14 protein-coding genes and 3 pseudogenes are annotated in these 22069 nt (G+C 63.4%); 10 read left to right on the plus strand and 7 right to left on the minus strand.

The genetic code is table 11. The features are described 5' to 3' along the window. Positions 1–7: 7 nt before the first annotated feature. From LRS56_06685 to LRS56_06705, 5 genes are read left to right on the plus strand one after another with little or no spacing between them, the layout of a single operon-like run. Positions 8–1351: an LLM class flavin-dependent oxidoreductase gene (locus LRS56_06685; GenBank protein ID WDU64182.1), complete on the plus strand. Its 1344-nt coding sequence runs from the start codon at positions 8–10 to the stop codon at positions 1349–1351. Beyond that, positions 1348–2922 (plus strand): ABC transporter substrate-binding protein, encoded by a 1575-nt coding sequence (locus LRS56_06690; protein ID WDU64183.1) that lies wholly within the window; start codon positions 1348–1350, stop codon positions 2920–2922. Before LRS56_06685 ends, LRS56_06690 begins: the two co-directional genes overlap by 4 nt. Then, positions 2919–3869: an ABC transporter permease gene (locus tag LRS56_06695; protein ID WDU64184.1), complete on the plus strand. Its 951-nt coding sequence runs from the start codon at positions 2919–2921 to the stop codon at positions 3867–3869. The genes LRS56_06690 and LRS56_06695 overlap by 4 nt, the downstream gene beginning before the upstream one ends. Next, the gene (locus LRS56_06700; protein WDU64185.1) at positions 3866–4720 is read left to right on the plus strand and encodes an ABC transporter permease; all 855 of its coding nucleotides are present in this window, start codon (positions 3866–3868) and stop codon (positions 4718–4720) included. Before LRS56_06695 ends, LRS56_06700 begins: the two co-directional genes overlap by 4 nt. Beyond that, a complete protein-coding gene (locus LRS56_06705; protein WDU64186.1) occupies positions 4717–6327 on the plus strand; it encodes an ABC transporter ATP-binding protein in 1611 nt (536 codons plus the stop codon). The genes LRS56_06700 and LRS56_06705 overlap by 4 nt, the downstream gene beginning before the upstream one ends. A 573-nt stretch (positions 6328–6900) precedes the next feature. Here the strand turns inward: LRS56_06705 and LRS56_06710 are convergent. After that, a complete protein-coding gene (locus LRS56_06710; GenBank protein ID WDU64187.1) occupies positions 6901–7791 on the minus strand; it encodes an NAD synthetase in 891 nt (296 codons plus the stop codon). Positions 7792–7976: 185 nt separating this feature from the next. Here LRS56_06710 and LRS56_06715 point away from each other — a divergent pair, with 185 nt between their 5' ends. Next, positions 7977–8465 (plus strand): type VI secretion system tube protein Hcp, encoded by a 489-nt coding sequence (locus tag LRS56_06715; GenBank protein WDU64188.1) that lies wholly within the window; start codon positions 7977–7979, stop codon positions 8463–8465. 1307 nt (positions 8466–9772) lie between these two features. On the opposite strand, the gene LRS56_06720 is transcribed toward LRS56_06715, so the two are convergent. The 4 genes and pseudogenes from LRS56_06720 to LRS56_06735 form a co-directional block, all read right to left on the minus strand. Continuing rightward, positions 9773–11236 (minus strand): aldehyde dehydrogenase family protein, encoded by a 1464-nt coding sequence (locus LRS56_06720; protein ID WDU64189.1) that lies wholly within the window; start codon positions 11234–11236, stop codon positions 9773–9775. Between the two features lie 133 nt (positions 11237–11369). Continuing rightward, entirely contained in the window at positions 11370–12200 is an 831-nt protein-coding gene (locus LRS56_06725) for a GNAT family N-acetyltransferase (GenBank protein WDU64190.1), read from the minus strand. Then, positions 12197–13381: an FAD-binding oxidoreductase gene (locus LRS56_06730; GenBank protein ID WDU64191.1), complete on the minus strand. Its 1185-nt coding sequence runs from the start codon at positions 13379–13381 to the stop codon at positions 12197–12199. Before LRS56_06730 ends, LRS56_06725 begins: the two co-directional genes overlap by 4 nt. Next, positions 13371–14506: pseudogene (locus LRS56_06735) on the minus strand (DSD1 family PLP-dependent enzyme). Before LRS56_06735 ends, LRS56_06730 begins: the two are co-directional and overlap by 11 nt. Positions 14507–14601: 95 nt before the next feature. Here LRS56_06735 and LRS56_06740 point away from each other — a divergent pair. Continuing rightward, a pseudogene (locus LRS56_06740) lies at positions 14602–15485 on the plus strand (LysR family transcriptional regulator). Between the two features lies 1 nt (position 15486). Here the strand turns inward: LRS56_06740 and LRS56_06745 are convergent. Continuing rightward, positions 15487–16200, minus strand: coding sequence for a cupin domain-containing protein (locus LRS56_06745; GenBank protein ID WDU64192.1), 714 nt, complete (start codon positions 16198–16200; stop codon positions 15487–15489). A gap of 22 nt (positions 16201–16222) precedes the next feature. After that, positions 16223–17074: a GNAT family N-acetyltransferase gene (locus LRS56_06750; GenBank protein WDU64193.1), complete on the minus strand. Its 852-nt coding sequence runs from the start codon at positions 17072–17074 to the stop codon at positions 16223–16225. 1294 nt (positions 17075–18368) lie between these two features. On the opposite strand from LRS56_06750, the gene LRS56_06755 reads away from it, so the two are divergent. The 3 genes and pseudogenes from LRS56_06755 (at position 18369) to LRS56_06765 (ending at position 22068) form a co-directional block, all read left to right on the plus strand. Beyond that, positions 18369–19037 carry a haloacid dehalogenase type II gene (locus tag LRS56_06755; protein WDU64194.1) on the plus strand — a complete coding sequence of 223 codons (669 nt, stop codon included), beginning with the start codon at positions 18369–18371 and terminating at the stop codon, positions 19035–19037. Between the two features lie 22 nt (positions 19038–19059). Further along, a pseudogene (locus LRS56_06760) lies at positions 19060–20335 on the plus strand (FAD-binding oxidoreductase). A gap of 95 nt (positions 20336–20430) precedes the next feature. Continuing rightward, on the plus strand, positions 20431–22068 hold the full coding sequence (locus LRS56_06765) for an ABC transporter substrate-binding protein (GenBank protein WDU64195.1): 1638 nt from the start codon (positions 20431–20433) through the stop codon (positions 22066–22068). The last annotated feature ends 1 nt before the right edge of the window (position 22069 follow it).

Here is a 22069-nt window from a genome sequence, read left to right on the forward strand (position 1 = left end):
CTGCGACATGAGCCAACAAGATCGACAAATATTGCTCGGCGCCTTCATCCCCAGTGCCGGGATCATGGGGTCCGCCTGGCGCCACCCGAGTGCGGGCAGTGACTCGTTCCGCGACTTCGAGCATTACCGCTGGATCGCCGAGAAGCTCGAGGCGGCGCGCTTTCATGCGTTGTTTTTCAACGATTCGGTGAACGTCGACCTCGACCCGCTGGCCCTGGCACGCGGGCCCAACAGCGTGCGCTGGGACCCGCTGGTGCTGCTGCCGGCGCTGGCGCTGGCCACGCGCAATATCGGCCTGATCGCCACCGCCAGCACCACCTACAACGAGCCGTACAACATTGCGCGCAAGTTCGCCAATATCGACCACTTAAGCGGTGGCCGGGTGGGCTGGAACCTGGTGACGTCGCTGGGCGGCGGCGAGAATTTCAACCGTGATGATCACATCCAGCATGCCGACCGCTACGAGCGCGCCGAAGAGTTCTACGACGTGGTCACCGGCCTGTGGGACAGCTGGGGCGACGATGCGTTTATCCAGGACAAAGCCTCCGGGCAATGGCTGGATACCGACCAGTTGCACGTGCTCAACCACCACGGCAAACACTTTCAGGTGCAGGGCCCGCTCAACGCCTCGCGGCCGGTGCAGGGCTACCCGGTGATTGCCCAGGCCGGTTCGTCCGACGCCGGCAGGCGCCTGGCGGCACGGGCCGGTGAGTTGATCTTCACCGCCCAGCACACGGTGCAGCAGGGCCAGGCGTTCTACCGCGAAATCAAACAGACGGCGGCCGGCCTGGGGCGCAACCCCGAGCACCTGAAAGTGCTGCCGGGCGTCTCCACGGTGATCGGCCGCACCCAGGCCGAAGCCCAGGCCAAATACGATCAGTTGCAGGAGCTGCAAGACCCCAAGGCGTTCCTCCGTTCGATCTCGCGCTTTACCAGCCTGGGGTTCGATTTGTCCGAGTTGCCGTTTGATTCGCTGGTGCCGTTGCCGCCGGAACAGTTCGACACCAACACCCACAAGAGCCGGCAGAAGCTGGTGTTTGACCTGATCCGCCGCGAGCGCCCGACCGTGCGCGAGCTGTTCAACAAGCTCACTGCCGGTGGGCATCGCATCCTGATCGGTACGCCTGAGAGCGTGGCGGATGATTTCCAGGAGTGGTTCGAAAACGGCGCCGCCGATGGCTTCAACGTGATGTTCTCCGGCTTGCACCAAGGCATCACTGACTTCGCCGACGGCGTGGTGCCGGAGTTGCAGCGGCGCGGGCTGTTTCGCCATGAGTACCAGGGCCGGACCCTGCGCGAAAACCTCGGTTTGCCGTATATCGCCAACCGTCATCAAGGAGCGCAGGCATGAGGCAGCTTTCAGTCGCAATCCTGGCGCTGCTGTTGGCGGCGTGCGGCGGCCCCTCCGGCGAGGTCAGCCAGGGCGACGCATCCAAACCCCGTAGCGGCGGCACCTTGCGCGTAGCACTGGACGGCGACCCGCAATGTGTCGATCCGCAGCAGGCCGGCAATAACACGGCGCTGAATGTGGGGCGGCAACTGGTGGACTCGCTCACCGACCAGGACCCGCTCACCGGCGCTATCGTGCCGTGGCTGGCCGAGCGCTGGACGGTGGACGCGGATTCACGGCGCTTTACCTTCGTGCTGCGCCAGGGCGAGACCTTCAGCGACGGCGCGGCGGTGGATGCGGCGGCGGTCAAGGCCAACCTGGAGGCCATCGTGGCGCTGGGCGCACGTTCGATTCTGGGCTCGACCTACCTCGCCGGCCTCAAGCGTATCGACACGCCGGACAGCCACACGGTGGTGGTCGAGTTCGAACAGCCGAATGCGCAGTTCCTGCAAGCCACCTCGACCATGACCCTGGGGTTGTTGTCGCCGGCCAACCTGGCGTTGCCCTCCGGTGACCGGTGCCAGGGCCAATTGGTCGGGTCGGGGCCGTTTGTGCTCAAGTCGTTCGTGCATAACCAGAAGGTCGCGCTGACGCGTCGCGAGGACTACGCCTGGGGCTCGTCGCTGGCTGCCCACAAGGGCAAGGCGTGGCTTGAGGGCATCGAATTCCTGATCATCCCCGAATCCGGTGTGCGCCTGGGCAGCCTGGCGTCCGGACAGATCGAGGTGAACACCAGTGTCGCACCCCAGGATGAGCCGAGCATCGAGGGCCAGGGCCTGGTGCTGTTGACCCGGGCCAACCCAGGCGTGGTGTTCAACCTGGCGCTGAACGAATCGACACCGTTGTTCGCCGATATCAAGGTGCGCCAGGCGCTGAACAAGGCGATTGACCGGGCGCAGTTGCAGCGCATTATTTCCCGCTACCAGAAACCGGCGACAGCCTTGCTCGCTAGCAGCACGCCGCTGTACCGCGACTTTTCCAGCCTGCTGGCCTACGAACCGGAGGTCGCACGCAAGCTGTTGGAGGAGGCCGGTTGGCAAGTCGGCGCGGATGGGGTGCGGGTCAAGGACGGCAAGCGGCTGGCGTTTCGCCTGGACTACTGGCAGCAGACGCCGATCCTGGAACTGGTGCAGCAGCAGCTCAAAGCCGTGGGCATCGACTTCCAGTTGAATAAATCCACCATCAGCCAGGTCACGGCGATTCAGGCCGGGGGCGATTTCAGTGTGCGTTTTCTCAACCTGACCCGCGCCGACCCGGACGTGCTGCGCACGGTGTATTACGCCCAGGGCTACAACATCAACAAGCGTGAGCCGGGGGCGGTGGACCAGCTGTTGCGCGAGTCGTCCGAGACTCTCGACAGCGCCCAGCGCCAGGCGCTGATCGATCAGGCGAGCGAGCTGTTATTGCGTGACGGCCATGCGATTGCGTTGGTGGAACTGGCGACCGTGCTGGCCCACGGCAAAGAGGTCCAGGGCCTGCACTACGAGGCGTCGTCGCGCCTACAGTTTTTCGATACCTGGTTGCAGCCATGAGGGGCACGCTGCTGTACCTGTCGGCCCGTGGCGGCCAAGCGTTGCTGGTGCTGTGGGCGGCGTTCAGCCTGTCGTTCGTGATTCTGTATGCGCTGCCCAGCGACCCGGTGAGCATCATGCTCAACCAGAGCGGCGAGCAAAGCACGCTCAACCAGCAGCAAGTGGCGGCGTTGCGCGCGCAGTACCACCTCGACGAGCCGCTGGCGGTGCAGTACGGCATTGCCCTGTGGCACGCGGTGCAGCTGGATTTCGGCAACTCGATCCAGAGTGGCCAGCCGGTGTCGGCGTCACTGGCCGAGGCCTTGCCGAAGACCGCGGCACTGGCGCTGGTGTCGTTGGCGGTGGCGCTGGTGGTGGGGGTGAGCCTGGCGCTGGTCGCCAGCCTGACCCGTCGGCGCTGGCTGCATGACCTGCTGCTGGGGTTGCCGGCGGTGGCCGTATCGTTGCCGACATTCTGGGTCGGGCTGTTGCTGTTGCAGTGGTTTTCCTTCGGCTGGCACTGGTTCCCGGCCATGGGCAACCAGGGCCTGGCCTCGCTGGTATTGCCGACGCTGACCCTGGCGATCCCCACCAGCGCGGTGATCGCCCAGGTGCTGGCGCGTTCCCTGGCCGCCACTTCGCGCCTGCCGTTTGTCGACGCCCTGCGCGCCAAGGGCCTGAGCCCGCTGCGCGTGCTGCTCGCCCATGTGCTGCATAACGCGGTGATTCCGATCCTCAGTTTGAGCGGGGTGATTGTCGGCTCGCTGCTGGCAGGCTCGGTGGTCACCGAGACCGTGTTCTCCCGCGAAGGCGTCGGGCGCCTGGCCCAGGGCGCGGTCAGCACCCAGGATATTCCGGTGGTACAGGGCGTGGTGGTGTTGGCCGCGCTGATCTTTATCGCGGTCAACCTGCTGGTGGACCTGCTGTACCCCTTGCTCGACCCACGTATTCGCGGAGCCGCACGATGAGCCTTGCACTGACCGCCGTTTTGTCTCGCCCGCGACACTTTGGTGTGTTGCGCCGCCGCCCGTTGTTGCCGTTGGGCGTGATCGTCCTGCTGCTGGTATTGGGTTGGGCGCTGTGGCCGCAGCTGTTCACGCATGTTGACCCCTTGCTCGGGGTGCCGGCCGATGCATTGCAGCGTCCTTCTGCGGCGCACTGGTTCGGCACCGACCATCTGGGCCGCGACCTTTACAGCCGCACGGTGTACGGCGCCGGGCTGTCCTTGCGCGCCACCTTGCTGGCGGTGCTGATTGCCTTGTTCAGCGGCATCGTGCTCGGCGTGCTGGCGGGGTTCTTTGGCGGCTGGGTGGATGCGCTGCTGATGCGCTGCGTGGAAGTGCTGATGGCGATCCCCGCGTTGCTGCTGGCGATGGCGGTGATCACGGTGCTGGGGTTCGGCACGCTGAACATCGCCCTGGCGGTGGGCTTGTCCTCAGTGGCGACCTTTGCCCGCCTGGTGCGCGGCGAGGTGTTGCGCTGGCGGGCCAGTACCTTTGTCGAGGCCGCGTCGGCCTGTGGCGTGGGGCCGTGGACCATTATCGTGCGGCATATCCTGCCCCACGCCAGCGCGCCGGTGCTGGCGCTGGCCGCGCTGGAATTCGGCAGCGCAGTGCTGTCGGTGTCGGCCCTGAGCTTTCTCGGTTTTGGCGCGCCGCCGCCGCAACCCGAATGGGGCCTGTTGGTGGCGGAAGGGCGCAACTACATGATTGCCGCGTGGTGGTACACCAGCCTGCCGGGCCTGGTGGTGGCGGCGGTGGTGGTGTCGGCCAACCAACTGGCGCGGGCGTTGCAGCAGGATCAAGGAGCTGGACGATGACCGAGCAGAGTTTGCTGGAGGTGCGCGACCTGCGCATCGCCTACCACGGCCGCGACGGGCGCACTGAGGGCGTGGCTGGGATTGATTTTCAACTCAAGGCCGGGGAGATCCTGGCGATTGTCGGCGAGTCCGGTTCGGGCAAATCCACCACGGCGGCGGCCCTGGTGGGCTTGCTGGCCGGTAACGCGCAGGTCGAATCCGGCAGCATCCGCCTGGCGGGTCAGGAGTTGACCACGGCCAGCGAGCGCCAGTGGCAAAGCATTCGCGGGCGTAGCGTGGGTTTTGTGCCGCAGGACCCGGGTTTGTCCCTGGACCCGGTCAAGCGCATCGGCCACCAATTGGTGGAGGCGTTGACCCTGCATGGCGTACCCAAGCCGTTGGCGCGCCAACGCAGCCTGGCGCTGCTGCGCGAAGTCGGGCTGGTAGACGCCGAACGCGTGGCGCGTGGCTATCCCCATCAACTCTCCGGCGGCATGCGCCAGCGGGTGTTGATCGCCATCGCGTTGGCCAACGACCCACCGCTGGTCATCGCCGACGAGCCCACCAGCGCCCTGGATGTAGGGGTGCAACGGCAGATCCTGGACCGCCTGCAAGCCTCGGCCCGCGAGCGCGGCACGGCGGTCTTGCTGATCACGCATGACCTGGGTGTGGCGCTGGACCGTGCCGACCGTTTGCTGGTGATGCACCAGGGACGCATCGTCGAAACCGGCGACGCCCGCCGCGTGTTCGAGGCGCCGCAGCACACTTATACCCGGCAATTGTTGCACGCCGCGCCAAGTCGGTTGGTGCAGCAGCGGCGGCCGGTGAGTGCGGCGAGTGCCGATGCGTCCCCGCTGTTGACGGTGCACGGGCTGCGCAAGGACTTCTCCACCTGGCGCCAACCGGCGCCGCTGGCGGTGGATGACGTATCGTTTCACCTGCCACGGCATGGCACTACCAGCTTGGTGGGGGAGTCCGGGTCGGGCAAATCCACCACGGCCCGTTTGATTCTCGGCCTGGAGCAACTCGACAGCGGCCGCGTGGTATTTGACGGCCAGGACATCAGCCACGTATCGCGCCGCGAATGGCTGGCGTTGCGGCGGCAGATCCAGGTGGTCTACCAGAACCCTTATGCATCGCTGAACCCACGGCTGAGCCTGGAACAGATCATCAGCGAGCCGTTGCAGGCGTTTGATATCGGCGATGCTGCCTGGCGGCGGCAGCGGGCAGCGAGCTTGCTGGAGCAGGTAGAACTCCCGGCGCGGCTGCTGGGCAGCCGCCCGGTTGAGTTATCCGGTGGGCAGCGCCAACGCGTGGCGATTGCGCGGGCGTTGGCGCTGGAGCCGCAGTTGCTGGTGCTGGATGAAGCGCTGTCGGCGCTGGATGCGTCGATTCAGGGGCAGATTTTGGCCTTGCTGGCGCAGTTGCAGGCGCAACTGGGCTTGAGCTATTTGTTTATTTCCCACGACCTGGCAGTGGTGCGGCAGATTTCCGACCATGTGGTGGTGATGCAGGCGGGCAGGGTGGTGGAGCAAGGCGCCTGCGAACAGGTTTTCGCCGCGCCTGCCAGTGACTACACGCGGGGGTTGTTGGCGGATATTCCGGGGCGGTTGTTGGCGGTGGGTTAAGGGGAATAATTACCACCATTTCCAGCGACCCTGTTGTTTCAGGGTCGCGATGATGGCTTCGCGCTTTTGGCGTATCTCCACCGACTTTTGCCGCAGTTCGCGGCAGCGGTTGCTGTTGATGATCAGCAGACCGAGCAGGGGGGGAGAGGAGGGCCATCGAGTAAAGATAAGTGTTGGGGCGGTAGGCGATGGCGGGAAGTGATACCAGCAGGCAGATGAGGTAGATCGCGATATTGACCCAGGCCCAGTGGGGGCGGCCGTATAGCACCTGTATCTGGGCAATAGAAAACACCACGTGTATTGCCAACCCGCTAAAAAACCAATTGCGTAGCGTCGCATCCTCAGGGGCTCGTGACAGATAAGTGTCCAATATCAGCAACCCGGTCATGGCAACTGAAAAACACCCGGCAAGCATCCATCCACCCATCACAGGACCGTAACGTTTACGCAGCGGTCGTGGGTCTTCAATGTAGAACACCGAGTAGAAGAGATTTTTTCCGCTCAGCGTATTTAAGTCGGAAAGCCTACTGCTGTGCCCCATCTTCTCCAGGGCTTTTAGTGCTCTCTGCTTCTTCATTGGCTGAACTCTTCATAGAGTCCGATAGCAATAGCGTTGGTAAGTCCTAATGTTGCAGCCAATGCATCTCTAATGTGGTTGGCCGTTGCGTGTCGCATATCTGTCGCGCTGATACGCTTGGAGGCGGTGCCAGCGGCCTGTTTCAGCTTGAGCAGTTTGATTGTCAATCGCGGGTCTTGGATTCTGAGCAATTCATCATTGAGTTTCGCTCGCTCCTGTCGGGTGAGTCTTTTCAGCACCTGCGTTAGGGGCTGTCCCGTTGCTTTTGTACTGACGTTGATCGCTTTTACCGTAGTCAACGCTGATGCCCCGATTCCCAAAAATGTAACGCCATCCAGCACGGCGGTTACTGCCTGGAACCATGCTTCGCTGTCTAGGCGGTCAAGACTTTGCGGCGAGATCATTTCGGTGCCGGTTCTACCTACACCAATTAAACATTGGGCGATGCTGGCAGCCATGGCGGCCTGACCAATAAACGTAATCACCGCACTTGTTCCCGCCGTAAATGGCATCAGTACAAACCCGCCGGTAACGACCATCCAACTCAGTGCCGCTCCCGTACATGCGGCTGCTGTTTTCACCGCCTCCATCACCAACTTGGACTCCCGCGGCTCATGCTCCAACATCCGCTTGAACTCCACCGCCCCCACGTACTTCGGCGCCTCACGCAGTACCACCTTGATCGGCTGCACCCTGCAAATCGCCTGAAACTCACGCAGCACCACTACATTGAACGCCTCATCGATATACACCACGCCCGCGCCAATCAGCGCCGGGTCGGTGTCGATGGCGAAGAACAACCGGCGCAGGTCGATGCTGCTTTCAAGCCGTTGGCGCGTGGTGAGATGGGCTGAAGGGAATCCATCCTTGAGCAGGGCGGCAGTCATTCCTTAACTCCTGATTGGCGGGAGTCGAAAGAGTAAAGATGCGGCGCCCCCGATGGATGTCGGAAGTTTCGTCTTTTGCCGGAAGGCGCTTCCTGAATCCGCTTTACCACCTTGTGAACACCGCCCCGATTCGGGAAAAGTGCGACCCACGTCACCACCGACGCATGACAGGAGAGGGAGCACACATGGCAGTCGATATGTTTTTGAAACTCGGCGATATCAAGGGCGAATCACGCGACCAGGCGCATCGCGAGGAGATCGATATCACTCGGTGGGCATGGGGGCTTTCGCAGACCGGCTCGATGCATTCCGGCAGCGGTGGCGGTGCGGGCAAGGCTGATTTTAATAACTTGAACCTGACAAAACCGCTGGATAAATCCAGCCCCAACTTGATGATGGCCTGCGCCAGCGGCAAGCATTACCCGGAGGCGCGATTGGTGGTACGCAAGGCGGGCGGGGCCAGCCCGGTGGAGTACTTGGTGATCACTCTGAAAGAAGTGATGGTGGTGTCCTACGGCACTGGTGCTGAAAGTAGCGATGACGTGTTGTACGACAGCATTGCCTTGAACTTCGCCACCGTCGACGTCAGCTACCAGCCGCAAAAGGCCGATGGCGCCAAGGACGGCGGGCCGGTGAAGTTTGGCTGGAATATCCGCCAGAACGTAAAAGCCTGAAGCCTCGCCACGTGCCCTAATCTGTCGCGAGCAGGCTCCCGTGGCGAGCGGGCTCCTGTGGCGAGCGGGCTTGCCCGCGTTGGGCTGCGCAGCAGCCCCAATAAGCGCCGCCGCACTGTCTGAGGATTAACCGAGGTGCAGGTTCCAGGGTTGCTGCGCAACCCAACGCGGGCAAGCCCGCTCGCCACATGGGTAGGTGATAGCCCCTTGGAAACGTGTGTACAGGCCGATTCCAGTCAGGCAGGTTCTGCAAACGAACGCCCTGCAAAAAAGCGTTGACGCTTGCGGCACTGCCATTACACCTTGCCTCCGCTCCTGTGGCGAGCGGGCTTGCCCGCGTTGGGCTGCGCAGCAGCCCCAATGAGCGCCGCCACACTGTCTGAGGATTAACCGAGGTGCAGGTTCCAGGGTTGCTGCGCAACCCAACGCGGGCAAGCCCGCTCGCCACATGGGTAGGTGATAGCCCCTTGGAAACGTGTGTAGAGGCTGATTCCAGTCAGGCAGGTTCTGCAAACGAACGCCCTGCAAAAAAGCGTTGACGCTTGCGGCACTGCCATTACACCTTGCCTCCGCTCCTGTGGCGAGCGGGCTTGCCCGCGTTGGGCTGCGCAGCAGCCCCAATAAGCGCCGCCGCACTGTGTGAGGATTAACCGAGGTGCAGGTTCCAGGGTTGCTGCGCAACCCAGCGCGGGTAAGCCCGCTCGCCACATGCGTAGGTGATAGCCACTTGGAAACGTGTGTACAGGCCGATTCCAGTCAGGCAGGTTCTGCAAACGAACGCCCTGCAAAAAAGCGTTGACGCTTGCGGCACTGCCATTACACCTTGCCTCCGCTCCTGTGGCGAGCGGGCTTGCCCGCGTTGGGCTGCGCAGCAGCCCCAATAAGCGCCGCCGCACTGTATGAGGATTAACCGAGGTGCAGGTTCCAGGGTTGCTGCGCAACCCAACGCGGGCAAGCCCGCTCGCCACATGGGTAGGTGATAGCCTCTTGGAAACGTGTGTAGAGGCTGATTCCAGTCAGGCAGGTTCTGCAAACGAACGCCCTGCAAAAAAGCGTTGACGCTTGCGGCACTGCCATTACACCTTGCCTCCGCTCCTGTGGCGAGCGGGCTTGCCCGCGTTGGGCTGCGCAGCAGCCCCAATAAGCGCCGCCGCACTGTGTGAGGATTAACCGAGGTGCAGGTTCCAGGGTTGCTGCGCAACCCAACGCGGGCAAGCCCGCTCGCTACATGGGTAGGTGATAGCCCCTTGGAAACGTGTGTAGAGGCCGATTCCAGTCAGGCAGGTTCTGCTCGCCCCCCCTCTGAATCACTCACCAAACCCCACAATGGCCTTGGTTTCCAGATATTCCTCGAACCCCTGCACGCCATACTCCCGACCATTGCCCGAGCGTTTGTAGCCACCAAACGGCGCCATCGGATTCCATGCGGGGTAGTTCAGGTGCACTTGCCCGGCACGAATACGCGATGCCACGGCGCGTGCCAGGGTCAGGTCTTGTCCCTGAACGTGGGCGCCCAGCCCGTAGACCGTGTCGTTGGCGATGGCGACCGCTTGATCCACCGTCTCATAGGCAATGATGCACAGCACCGGGCCGAATATTTCCTCCTGGGCAATGCGCATGGCGCTGTCCACCTCAGAGAAAACCGTCGGCCGGGTATAGAAACCTTTATCAAAACCCGCCACCCGCCCAGGCCCGCCGCACACCAGTTTCGCGCCCTCGTCGAGGCCGGCCTGGATCATGGCCTGGACCCGATTGAACTGGGCTTCGTTGGCAATCGGCCCCAGTTGGGTGTCTTCCGATTGCGGGTCACCCACGATAAGCGCATTGGCGGTTGCCGCCGCCAAGGCTTCGACTTCGGCCAGGCGGTTTTTGGGCACGATCATTCGGGTCGGCGCGCTGCAGGATTGCCCGACGTTGCGAAACGCCGACATCACCCCCAACGGCACGGCTTTGGCGAAGTCGGCGTCGGGCAGCAGGACATTCGGCGACTTGCCGCCCAACTCCTGGGTGACGCGCTTCACCGTTGGCGCGGCCGCTTGGGCAACCAGCGCGCCGGCGCGGTTGGAGCCGGTGATGGATATCATGTCGATATCCGGGTGCGCCGCCATGGCAGCACCGACCTCGGCGCCGCTGCCGTTCACCAGGTTGAACACCCCAGGCGGCAGGCCGGCGTCATGCACCAGTTGGGCAAACAGCAGGGCGCTCAGGGGCGACAGTTCGCTGGGCTTCAACACCACGGTGCAGCCGGCGGCAATGGCCGGGGCGACTTTGGCGGTGATTTGATACAACGGCCAGTTCCACGGCGTGATAAGCCCGCAGACGCCGATGGGTTCGCGCTCGATGGCAGTGCCGCCTTCAACGGTCTGGAAGCGATAGCTGGACAGCAAGTCACGGGCGACCCGAACGTGTTCGGCCGCCAGCGGCACTTGCATCGCCCGCGCAAAACCGATGGCCGCCCCCATCTCCAGGGAGAGCGCCTGCGCCAGCTGCTCTTTGCGCTCAAGGATCAGCGCGTGGATTTTCCCCAGCACCTCTGCTCTTGACTCCGCGCTGGTCGCCGACCAACCGGCAAACGCCGCACGCGCTGCCGCGACGGCCCGATCGACATCTTCAGCCGACCCGCGTGCGACCTCGGCAACCACCGCTTCACTGGCCGGATTGACCACCGGCAAACTGGCCGCAATGGCCGGGGCCACCCAGCGGCCGTCGATGTAAAACTGCTGGGACGTTTGCGCATCAGCGCTGTAGCTGTTCGAAGCGTATGTGGTCATCCAACGGGCTCCCTGGCGCGTTAATAGGTGCTGCGAACAGCACCGCTCTGTATGTGGCTAAGCTAGCAAAAGGCTCCAGCCCAAAGATGCCGTTATTCACCGCTGCAAGGGACAATCTGCTGAATCTGGCGAGCTAGCCGATGGCTTGTGTCACCAGCGCAAACTGGGTGATGCCGCCGCTCGATTGCGGCGGCACGCCCAGCACCATGCGCGGGGCTTTATCCACGCAGGGCAGGCCCAGGCTTTCCAGCCAGTCGGCCAACCCGCAGGCGGTGGGAATGTCGAAGCGTACGAAGGCCCCCGGAATCCGCCGCAGCAGGTGGGTGATCAACTGTTTGGCCTGTTCCTGGTTTTGCGCGACCACCGGACCTATCAGGTGGCCCCGACCAAACCGGCGGAGCAGGGCGCACCCCTTGAGTTGCCCGTCTGCCTCGATGCCCACTACGTGCTCGGCCTTCGGCAGCAGATCGTTGAGTACCACGGTGCGGTCCAGGCCGCTGCCGGCATTCGCCAGTTCGATCACCTCGGGGTAATCGGCCAGGCTCAATTCGCGACAGTTGGAATCGATCAGGGGTATCTGCGGCACGCCTTGATGTTGCTGGATGCGCGCAAAGTCGAGGAAGCCCATGCTGGTGTACAGCGGTGCCCCGGACTCAGTGGCATTGAGGATCGGCGTGCGCGGGGCCGTAGCCTCCAGGCACAGGTTCATCAACCGGCGCCCGATGCCTTTGCCCTGGTGCTGAGCGTTGACGATCACCAGGCCGATGGAAGAATAAGCACCCTGATGGCAGGTGAACGCGACGCCTGCCAACGCCCCATCATGTTCGGCGACAAAACCCTCGGACGTGCGCTGCACCATCGCCCAGTCCTCCTCGCGGTGCGGCCATTTCAGGTGCACGGACAGCGCGTGGGCGGCGGGCATGTCGGCGGCAGTGGCCGGGCGATACGTATAGGCGTGGTTCATATCAGTTTTCCTGTGGTGGGAGCGTTGGCAGGCACCGTCGAAGGTTGGGTAAACCGCCGGATATCAAAGGGGCTGATCAAGGTGCTGGTGCTGCCGGTACTGATCAGTTCGGCCATCACATCCCCAACCCCTGGGCCGAGCTGGAAGCCGTGGCCACAGAAGCCGAACGCATAAAACAGCCCGTCCACGCTGCCACTCGGGCCCATCACCGGCAGGGAGTCCGGGGTATAGCTTTCGATACCGCTCCACACGCGGATGATGTTCAGCTTCTCGGCGCCCGGTAACAGCCGTTTCATCTGGCGCATCTGGTTGAGCAGGCTCTCGGGTTTGAAAAACGCCCGTCGGTTGAGCATGTCCGGCGTGCAGCGAGCGCCGCCACCGATGATGATGTTACCGCGTGGAATCTGGCGGAAGTAGATCACCTCTTCCTTGATCTTGGTGAACACGCCGATCACTGTAGGCAAGGCGTAGGGCACCGGTTCCGTGACCGACATCTGCGGGCCGTTGGGCTCCAGCGGCACTGGTTCACCGAAGCGCTCGGACAACCTGGCCGCCCAGGCGCCGGCAGTAATTAACAGCTGTTCGGCGACAAATAATTGCCCGTCGGTGGTGGTGACGTGGAACAGGCCGTTGACCTTTTCGACATCGGCCACTTCGGTGTTTTCTTCGATGCGCGCGCCCAGGCGCCGGGCTGCGCGGGCAAACGCCGGCGCGGCCAAGCGTGGGTTGGCGTGGCCATCGTGCGGCGCATAGGAGCCGCCTTTCACGTCCGGCCCGAGAAAGCCGAAACGTCGGTGCAGCTCGGCGCCGCGATAGATTTTGAGGTCCAGTTGCGCGGCTTCCGGTGCGGCGGCGTAGGCCTCGAGTTCGGCGATTTCATCCTCGCGGTAGCACACGCGCATGTGGCCGCTGGGGATGAACTCCAGGTCGTCGTCGATCAGCTCCGGCAGGCGTTTCCACAGCGCCCACGACCGATTGGCCAGCTCCAGTTGCCCCAGGTAGCGGCCCTGGCGGCGTACATTGCCGAAGTTCACACCGCTGGCGTACTGGCCGATCTGATCGCGCTCCAGCAACGTCACCGAGCAGCCGCGCCGCCGCAGGAAAAACGCCGACGACGCGCCCATGATGCCGCCGCCGATGATCAGCACATCGCTTTTTGAGACTGAGCAATTACCAGCCATGGAGACGGCTCCACGTGTGCACGCCGCCGTCAGCGTCCACGGCGTGATAGTCCGGAAACTGCGCGCCGGTCGCGCAGGCATGATTGGGCAGGATGCGCAGCCGGCTGCCGATGGGGAAGCGCGTGACCAGATCGTCATGGGCGGCGCCGCCCAGGGTGACGATGCCGTGTTCCTGATTGGCGCCGGTGACCAGCGCGCCTTCGATCCAGTCGCCCGCTTCGCTACACACTTGGCCATACCCGAAGTCCTGGCGCTGGCGCTGGGTGCCACGGTCGCGGCTCATCGCCATCCAGCCGGCGTCGGTGATGATCCAGCCTTTGTCCGGCTGATGGCCAATCACTGTGGTCAACACGCTCAGTGCCAACTCATCGGCCTGGCACACGCCGATGTTGCGCATCACCAGGTCAAAGAACACATACACGCCCGCCCGCACTTCGGTGACGCCGTCCAGGTTCAGGGCGGAGAGTGCCGTGGGGGTCGAGCCGACGCTCACCTCGGGGCACGCCAGGCCGCTGGCGCGGATGTTTTCTGCGGCGCGTACGCAGACTGCGCGTTCCTGCTCGGCCAGTGCTTGCAGGGGGGCAGGCTGTCCAGCTCGTAACTGGAGCCGGCGTGGGTCATCACACCGCGCAGTTGCATGCCGCCATCGCTGAGGGTGCGTGCAACGTCGAGCAGTGCCGGGTCTTGCGCGGCGAGGCCGGAGCGGTGGCCGTCGCAATCGATTTCGATCCATACGTTCAAGCGTTCGTCATGCTGCTGCCCGAACGCGACGATCGCCTGGGCGCCTGGGACGCTGTCGGTGAGCAGGCTCAGGTTGCAACCTTTGCGCCGCAGTGCCAGGGCCTGAGGCAGTTTGCCCGGTGCGATGGCGACGGCGTAGAACACATCGCGGATGCCGGCGGCGAAACAATGCTCGGCTTCCTTGAGCGTGGAAACCGTGACACCGCTGGCGCCTGCGGCAATCTGGGCCTGGATCACCGGCAGGCACTTGCTGGTTTTGATGTGCGGGCGCAACCGCACGCCCAGGCTGCCCATGCGCTGCTGCATACGCTGGATGTTGTGCTGCATTCGCGGGATATCGACGAGGGCGGCAGGCGTGTCGAGGCAAGCAATCGGTGTGGACATGGCGGAACTCGAGTGGCTGGGTACAGGCATCACGCTACTCAGCGATCCTTAACTTATGGTTCAATCAAAGCTAATCAATCATTAAGTAAAATTGAATGATTTCTATCGAAGACCTGCGACTTGCGGTGACCCTTGCACGCTCCGAGTCACTGAGTGCCGCCGCCAGAGCCTTGAACGTCTCGCCGCCGGCGCTCTCCATGCGCCTGCGCAAACTGGAGACGCTGCTGGGGCTGACCCTGGCCAATCGCGATGCACGCCGCCTCAGCCTTACGGCGGATGGCGAGCGGTTTTCGCGGGAAAGCGCGCTGCTGCTGGAGCAGTTGGAAGCGTTGCCGGAGTCGTTCCGGCAACAGGACGAAACGCTGGTGGGCACCTTGCGGCTGGCGGCGCCGTTTGGTTATGGCCGGCAGCGCATCGCGCCGCTGTTGGCGCGGTTTGCCAGAGTGCACCCGCAGCTGCGCCTGCACCTGGATTTGCGCGAGACCCCTGGCCTGATCGTCACGACAGCGATGCGGTGATCCATATCGGCCATCTCAATGACAGCCTGTGGACGGCGCGGCCGCTCACGCCAAACGAGCGCTGGTTGTGCGCCAGCCCGGCCTACCTGCAAGCCCACGGCGTGCCGGTTTTGCCGGACGAACTGGCGTCCCATCGCTGCATTTGTATTCGGGAAAACGATGAAGACGTGACCCTGTGGCACCTGCGCAAAGGGCAGAGCCGCAAGACGCTGCGCCTAGAACCGGCGTTGCTGAGCAACGATGGCAGCGTTGCCCGGCGCTGGGCCGAGCAAGGCTTGGGGTTGGTGCTGCGCTCACAGTGGGATGTGAGCGACGCCGTGGCCAGCGGCAGCCTGGTGCGGGTGTTGGCGGACTGGAGTTTTGACAGCGCGCCGATCCTGCTGCTGGTGCCGTCGCGCAAATTGCGCAGCCCGCGGGTCCAGGCCCTGGTGACGTTTCTGGAAGAGGCGTTGAAAGCCTGAGTTACTTCACCGCGTAGACCTTGCGTACATACACAGTGCTGGTCCAGGCGCACGGCGCCCCTTTGGCCACAAACACTGTGTCCCCGGGATTAACCGTGACCGCGTCCCCTTCGTTGTCTTGCAGGGTGACGCTGCCTTCGAGCAGGTGCATCAATTCATGCAGTTTGTGCGGGCGACCGTGGCGGGCGTAGGGCGTCGAGTCCCAAATGCCGATGCGCAGCTCGGTGACCGCATCGTCGAACAGGTTGAACGCACGGCACTGCGGGGCGGGGCCGATCAGGATCTGTGGCTCCGGCGCGGCGGAGGGGTTAAGCAGGGTGCGCGGGTCGAGCAAGGTCAGGCCCGGGCAGACGGGCGCATCGGCCTGGTCGACGCTGCAGAACGCCCATTGGCTGCCGGCGCTCGCCTGCACCGTGAGGCGTGTGCCACGGCCGATCACGGCGCTGGCGCCGACACCCAATTGCAGTGTCTGTTCGGCGCTGCTGAGCACCACATGGCCTGCGTGCACCACCAGGGTTTCGCTGTAGGGGAAGTCTTCGATCACGGCGTCGCCGCTGAAGGCCACCACGCCTGCGGACACACCATCGTCGCCCCGCCAGGCGAGTTGACGGCTGTCGCCGAACGGGTCCAGCGCGCTCACGGCGCCAGGCGTGAAAGACGTGACAACACGGCTGCCGTCGGCGCGAGCCAACAGCAGGATACCGGGAGATGACATGGGGAGTGCTCCGGGAGGAAAGTCAGCCAATCGCCTGGGTGATCAGGGCAAAGGGGTGTACGCCTTGGCTGGCCTGGGGCGGCGTGCCTCGGGCCATCTGCGCGACGGTGTCGATGTTCTTCAGGCCTGCCTGTTCGAGCCAGTCACTGAGGCCGCAGGCGACGGGGATGTCGATGCGCACAAAGGTGTCCGGCACCTGGGCCAGTAACGTGGCGATCAGGTGTTTGGCCTGCTCGATATTTTCCGCCACCACCGGGCCGATGCAGCGCCCACGGCCAAACGGTCGCAGCAGCGCAAAGCCGCGTAGCTGGCCATCGCGTTCGATGCCCACGGCGTGCTCCACCTGCAGGTCACGCAGCACTTCGCGGCGGTCCAGGCCACTGGCGGCCTTGGCCTGCGCGAGCAGGCTGGCGTGATCATCGGCGCGTAGAGCGCGGCAGGTTTCGCCCGCGGCCAGCGCCGGCAGCTCGGGCACCAACGCCTGGCCCTGGTGTTGCTGCACTCGGCCGAATTCGACGAACCCCTGGCTCGCATACAGCGGCGCGCCGGCGAGGGTGGCATTGAGCACTGGCGTGCGCGCATCGCACGCGGCGAGGGCTTTTTCCATCAGGCGACGGCCGATGCCTTGGCCTTGGTAGTCATTGCTGACAATCACCAGGCCGATGGTGGCGTAGTCGCCCTGGGGGCAGGTGAAGGCGCTGCCGATCAGCCGGTCGCCGTCCATCACCACAAAGCCTTCGCTGACTCGCTGCAGCATTGCCCAGTCTTCGAGGCGGTGGGGCCATTTGAGTTGCACAGACAGGGCGTGGGCGGCGGGGAGGTCGGCCACGGTCATTGGGCGGTAGAGGTATGCGGGGTGTGGCAGGGCGGGCATGGCGAGCCTCCGTAGAGCGTTGTTTTTTGTGACGTCAGGGGGGTTGTATCCCATCTGGGTTGGGGGCTGGCAAGGGGTGTGGCGATATTCGGTAGATTCCTTGTGGGGTTTGGGGCTAGACCACAGTTACTACTTAATTCGGGGTGGGGGGCGGCAGCAAATGCCACGGGGTATGGTTGAGTACATATCCGTTGTTTAGGTAACGGCTGCCTATGGTTCCGCTCTTACAGCGGGTCACTTTTGGAAAGACCCAAAAGTAAGCAAAGGTCTTCGCCCCATCACTCGGCACCTCGCCTCCGGCTCGGTGTGCCCTCACTCCGGCTTGAATCCGTGGGCCGCCGCGATGGGCCATCCATGGCCCAGCGCGGCTAACCCGGCGTCCTGCCGGGTTGCCCACGGATTCAAGCCTGCGTTCGGCCAGCGTGATTGACGGGGCGTCTCAGATCAAAGTCAAAAGCAGAGCACGGCGGCCTAGTAGCCGACCTGAGTGGTGTAGATCAAAAGCGGTTCGGCGTGTGCAGTGGGGTGGGCTTTTCTGTGGGAGCTGGCTTGCCTGCGATGCTGGCAACTCGGTACATCAGGCAAACCCAGTCGATGCCATCGCAGGCAAGCCAGCTCCCACATTTGACCGAGGTCGGCTGTCAGGCCGCCGTGCTTTGCTTTGTTTTTGATCTGGCCCTTACATCCTTTGCGCTGACGAAGTCAGCGATCTTTTGCGCTTTTGATCTTGATCTTGATCCTTGGCGCCCCGTAAAACACGCTGGCCGCACGCAGGCTTGAATTCGTGGGTAACCCGGCAGGACGCCGGGTTAGCCGCGCTGGGCCAAGGATGGCCCATCGCGGCGGCCCACGGATTCAAGCCGGAGTGCGGGCACACCGAGCCGGAGGCGAGGTGCCGAGTGTTGGGGCAAGAGCCCTTTTGGTTACTTTTGGGGCTCTTTTCCAAAAGTGACCCGCCGTAAGGGCGGAACCACTATCAGCCGTCACAGCAGAAACGGATATGCCCCCAATCACCCAGCCACACTTTCTGCCGCCCCCACCCCCCGTTCTTAAGCCTCCCCACCCCCCAAAGCCCCCTAAAAGCGCACAAACAAAGGCCCTGCCCAAGCCTGGCGCGCACCGCAAAGTCTGCTGAGCCCGGCCACCAAAACGGTGGTTTGTATTGAGCGAAGGTCTTTTTAGACGGCATATGCTGATTTCACAGTGGTGTAATGAACCTGTGCTGCAAAGAGGCCGACGCGCCGCCAGGGCAGTGAACGCTTGTCACACTCAACGAACTTCAGGACCGCACTCAATGAGCTTTCTTCGTCCCAAATTCATTACGTTCGACTGCTACGGTACGCTGACCAACTTCCATATGGGCACCATGACCCGCGAGCTGTTCGCCGATCGCATCAAGCCCGAACAGATGGACCAGTTCGTCAAAGACTTCTCGGCCTACCGCCTCGACCAAGTCATGGGCGACTGGCGCCCATACGACGAAATCCTCAAGACCGCCCTGGCCCGTACCTGCAAACGCTGGGGTATCGACTATCGCGAAGAAGGCCAGCTGTATTACGACGCCGTACCGACCTGGGGCCCCCATGCGGACGTGCCGGCCGGCCTGTCGAAGATCGCCGACAAGATTCCCCTGGTGATCTTCTCCAATGCCAGCGACAGTCAGATCATGTCCAACGTCGACAAGCTCGGCGCGCCGTTCCACAAGGTCTTCACCGCCGAACAGGCCCAAGCCTACAAGCCCCGCCTGGCGGCCTTTGAATTCATGCTCGACAACCTCGGCTGCGGCCCGGAAGACATCTTGCATGTGTCTTCAAGCTTCCGTTACGACTTGATGCCGGCCCATGACATGAAGATCAAAAACAAGGCCTTCGTTGCCCGTGGCCACGAAGTGCCGGCCAATGCGTTCTACGGTTACCAGCAGATCACCGATATCGGTGGGCTGCCGGCGCTGGTCGGTCTGTAAACGCACACCTTGAGGGTAAGACATGGGCAGTGAATCCTATTGGCTCGACACCGCACCGGCGTTCACCGGTGCCCAGCTGGAGCGGCTTGCCCAAGCAGGTCGATGTGGCTGTGGTCGGCGGTGGGTTCACCGGCCTGGCGGCGGCGCGGGCGTTGGCGCTCAAGGGTGCCAGTGTGGTGGTACTCGACGCCGGGCGGGTGATCGGCGAAGCCTCGGGGCGTAACGGTGGGCAGTGCAACACCGGGGTCGCCCAGGATTACGCCGGGTTGCACGCCAGCCTCGGTGCCGCCAAGGCGCGTGCCTATTACCAGGCGTATGAAAGTGCGGTGCAGACGGTGGTGTCGCTGGTCGAGCAGGAAGCGATCGCCTGCGACCTGGTGCGCAACGGCAAGCTCAAGCTGGCGGCCAAGCCTATGCATTACGAAGGCCTGGCCCGCACCTGTGAGCTGATCCGCCAGGAGGTGGATGCCGATGTCGAGTTGCTCAGCGCGCAGCAGACCCATGCCGAAGTCAACTCGGCGCAGTTCCACGGCGGCCTGCTGCAACGCAACGGCGTGCAGATGCATGTCGGCCGCTTCGGGGTTGGTCTGGCCGAGTCGGCGGCGCGGCGTGGCGCGATGATTTACGAGCACACCCAGGTCAAGGACTGGAAAGCCCAGGCCGGCGGTTATCAGGTCAACACTGCCAAGGGCGCGCTGCACGCCGGGCAGGTGCTGCTGGCCACCGGCGCCTGCCAGCATGGCGACCTCGGTTGGTACCGTCGGCGCATTGTGCCGGTGGGCAGTTTTGTCATCGCCACCGAAGTCTTGCCACAGGCGCTGATCGACCAGTTGTTGCCACAGCACCGGGCCTATGTGACCAGCCGCATGATCGGCAACTACTTTCGCCTGACCCCGGACAACCGCCTGCTGTTTGGCGGGCGTGCGCGGTTTGCCATGTCCGACAGCGTTTCCGACGCCAAGAGCGGCAAGGTGCTGCAAGCGGCAATGTTGAACATGTTCCCGCAGTTGGCACACGTGAAGATCGACTATTGCTGGGGTGGCCTGGTGGACATGACGTCCGACCGCCTGCCCCGCGCCGGCCAGCATGGCGGCGTGTTTCACTCCATGGGCTACAGCGGCCATGGGGTGCAGATGTCGGTGCACATGGGTCAGGTAATGGCTGAGGTCATGGCCGGCAATACCGCGGCCAACCCGTGGCGCGAACTGGAATGGCCGGCGATTCCCGGGCATTTCGGCAAGCCCTGGTTCTTGCCGTTCGTGGGGGCTTACTACCGCTTCCAGGACTATTTGCACTGAGTTGCCGTTGTTGCGTCACCGTCGTTTGTGTTTCCAGGACGCTCCGGACATCCGTGAGCACTCGATTCTTCCGATTATCGACAGGTAGCCTTGATATGACTGACAACAAAAACACACCCGAGCTCATCTCCGGCCAGGAGAGCCTGCGGGTGTTCGAAAGTCTCAACCGTGGCATGTCGCGCCGCAACGCCCTGCAAATGCTCGGTGTGGCCGGTGTCGCCGCCGCTGGCGCCGGCAGCCTGTTTGGCGCCGCCGGCAAGCTGTTCGCCGATGAAGCGGCCGCCGAGGGCAAAGGCAAGCCGGGCGGCAAGATCCGCGTGGCCGGCATGTCCAGCTCCACCGCCGACACCCTCGACCCGGCCAAGGGCGCGCTGTCCACCGACTACGCTCGCCACTACATGTTCTATAACGGCCTGACCCGCTTCGATAAGCACCTGGTGCCGCAGCTGGAATTGGCCGAGCGCATTGACAATACCGACGCCACCGTCTGGACCATCACCCTGCGCAAAGACGTGACCTTCCACAACGGCAAGGCCCTGACCGCCGCCGACGTGGTGTTCTCGCTGAACCGCCACAAAGACCCGCTGACCGGCTCCAAGGTCATGCCGCTGATGGAGCAGTTCGCCGAGATCAAGGCCAGCGGCCCGAACGAAGTGCAGATTCGCCTCAGCGCGCCCAACGCCGAGCTGCCGTCGATCCTGGCGGTGTCGCACCTGTTGATCGTCCCCGAGGGCACCGCCGATTTCAATAAAGGCATCGGTACCGGGCCGTTCACGGTGGGCGAGTTCAAGCCTGGCGTACGTTCGATTGCGGTACGCAACAAGAATTACTGGAAGCCCGGCCTGCCGTACCTCGACGAGATCGAATTCATCGCTATCGCCGACGAGCCGTCGCGGGTCAACGCGCTGCTGTCCGGCGACGTGCACATGATCAATGAGGTCAACCCGCGCTCCACCACGCGTATTGCTGCGAGTGCCAAACACCGGGTCGTGGATGCGCCGTCGGGCAACTACACTGACTTGATCATTCGCCAGGACCAGTTGCCCGGCAAAAGCCCGGAATTCACCCAGGCCATGAAGCTGCTGCTCGACCGTGAACAGGTCAAGTCCGCGGTGTTCCGTGGTTTTGCGGTGGTGGGCAACGATCACCCGATTGCGCCGGGTTCGCGCTACTTCAACACCGACTTGCCGCAAACGGTCTACGACCCGGAAAAGGCCAAGTTCCTGCTGAAGAAAGCTGGCATGGAAAGCATCACCATGCCCGTCATGGCCTCGCCGGCCGCCACCGGCTCGGTGGACATTGCGGTGCTGTTGCAGCAATCGGCGAAACAGGCCGGGCTCAAGCTTGACGTGAACCGCCTGCCCAGCGACGGCTACTGGTCCAACCACTGGATGAAGCACCCGTTGAGCTTCGGCAACATCAACCCACGGCCGAATGCCGACGTGATGTTCTCGCAGTTCTTCCAGTCCAAGGCGCCGTGGAACGAGTCCGGCTGGCAGAACGACCAGTTCGACCAGTTGCTGATGCTGGCCCGTGGCGAAACCGATGACGCCAAGCGCGCCAAGATGTATGGCGACATGCAGACCCTGGTGCACGACCACTGCGGTATCGGCGTGCCGGTGTTCATCAGCAACATCGATGGCGTCGACCAGCGCGTCAAAGGCTACGGCACCAACCCGCTGGGCGGTTTCATGGGCTACATGTTTGCCGAGCAGGTGTGGTTGGACGCTTGAG

It is taken from the genome of Pseudomonas poae (assembly GCA_028869255.1).
GTDB lineage: Bacteria > Pseudomonadota > Gammaproteobacteria > Pseudomonadales > Pseudomonadaceae > Aquipseudomonas > Aquipseudomonas poae_C.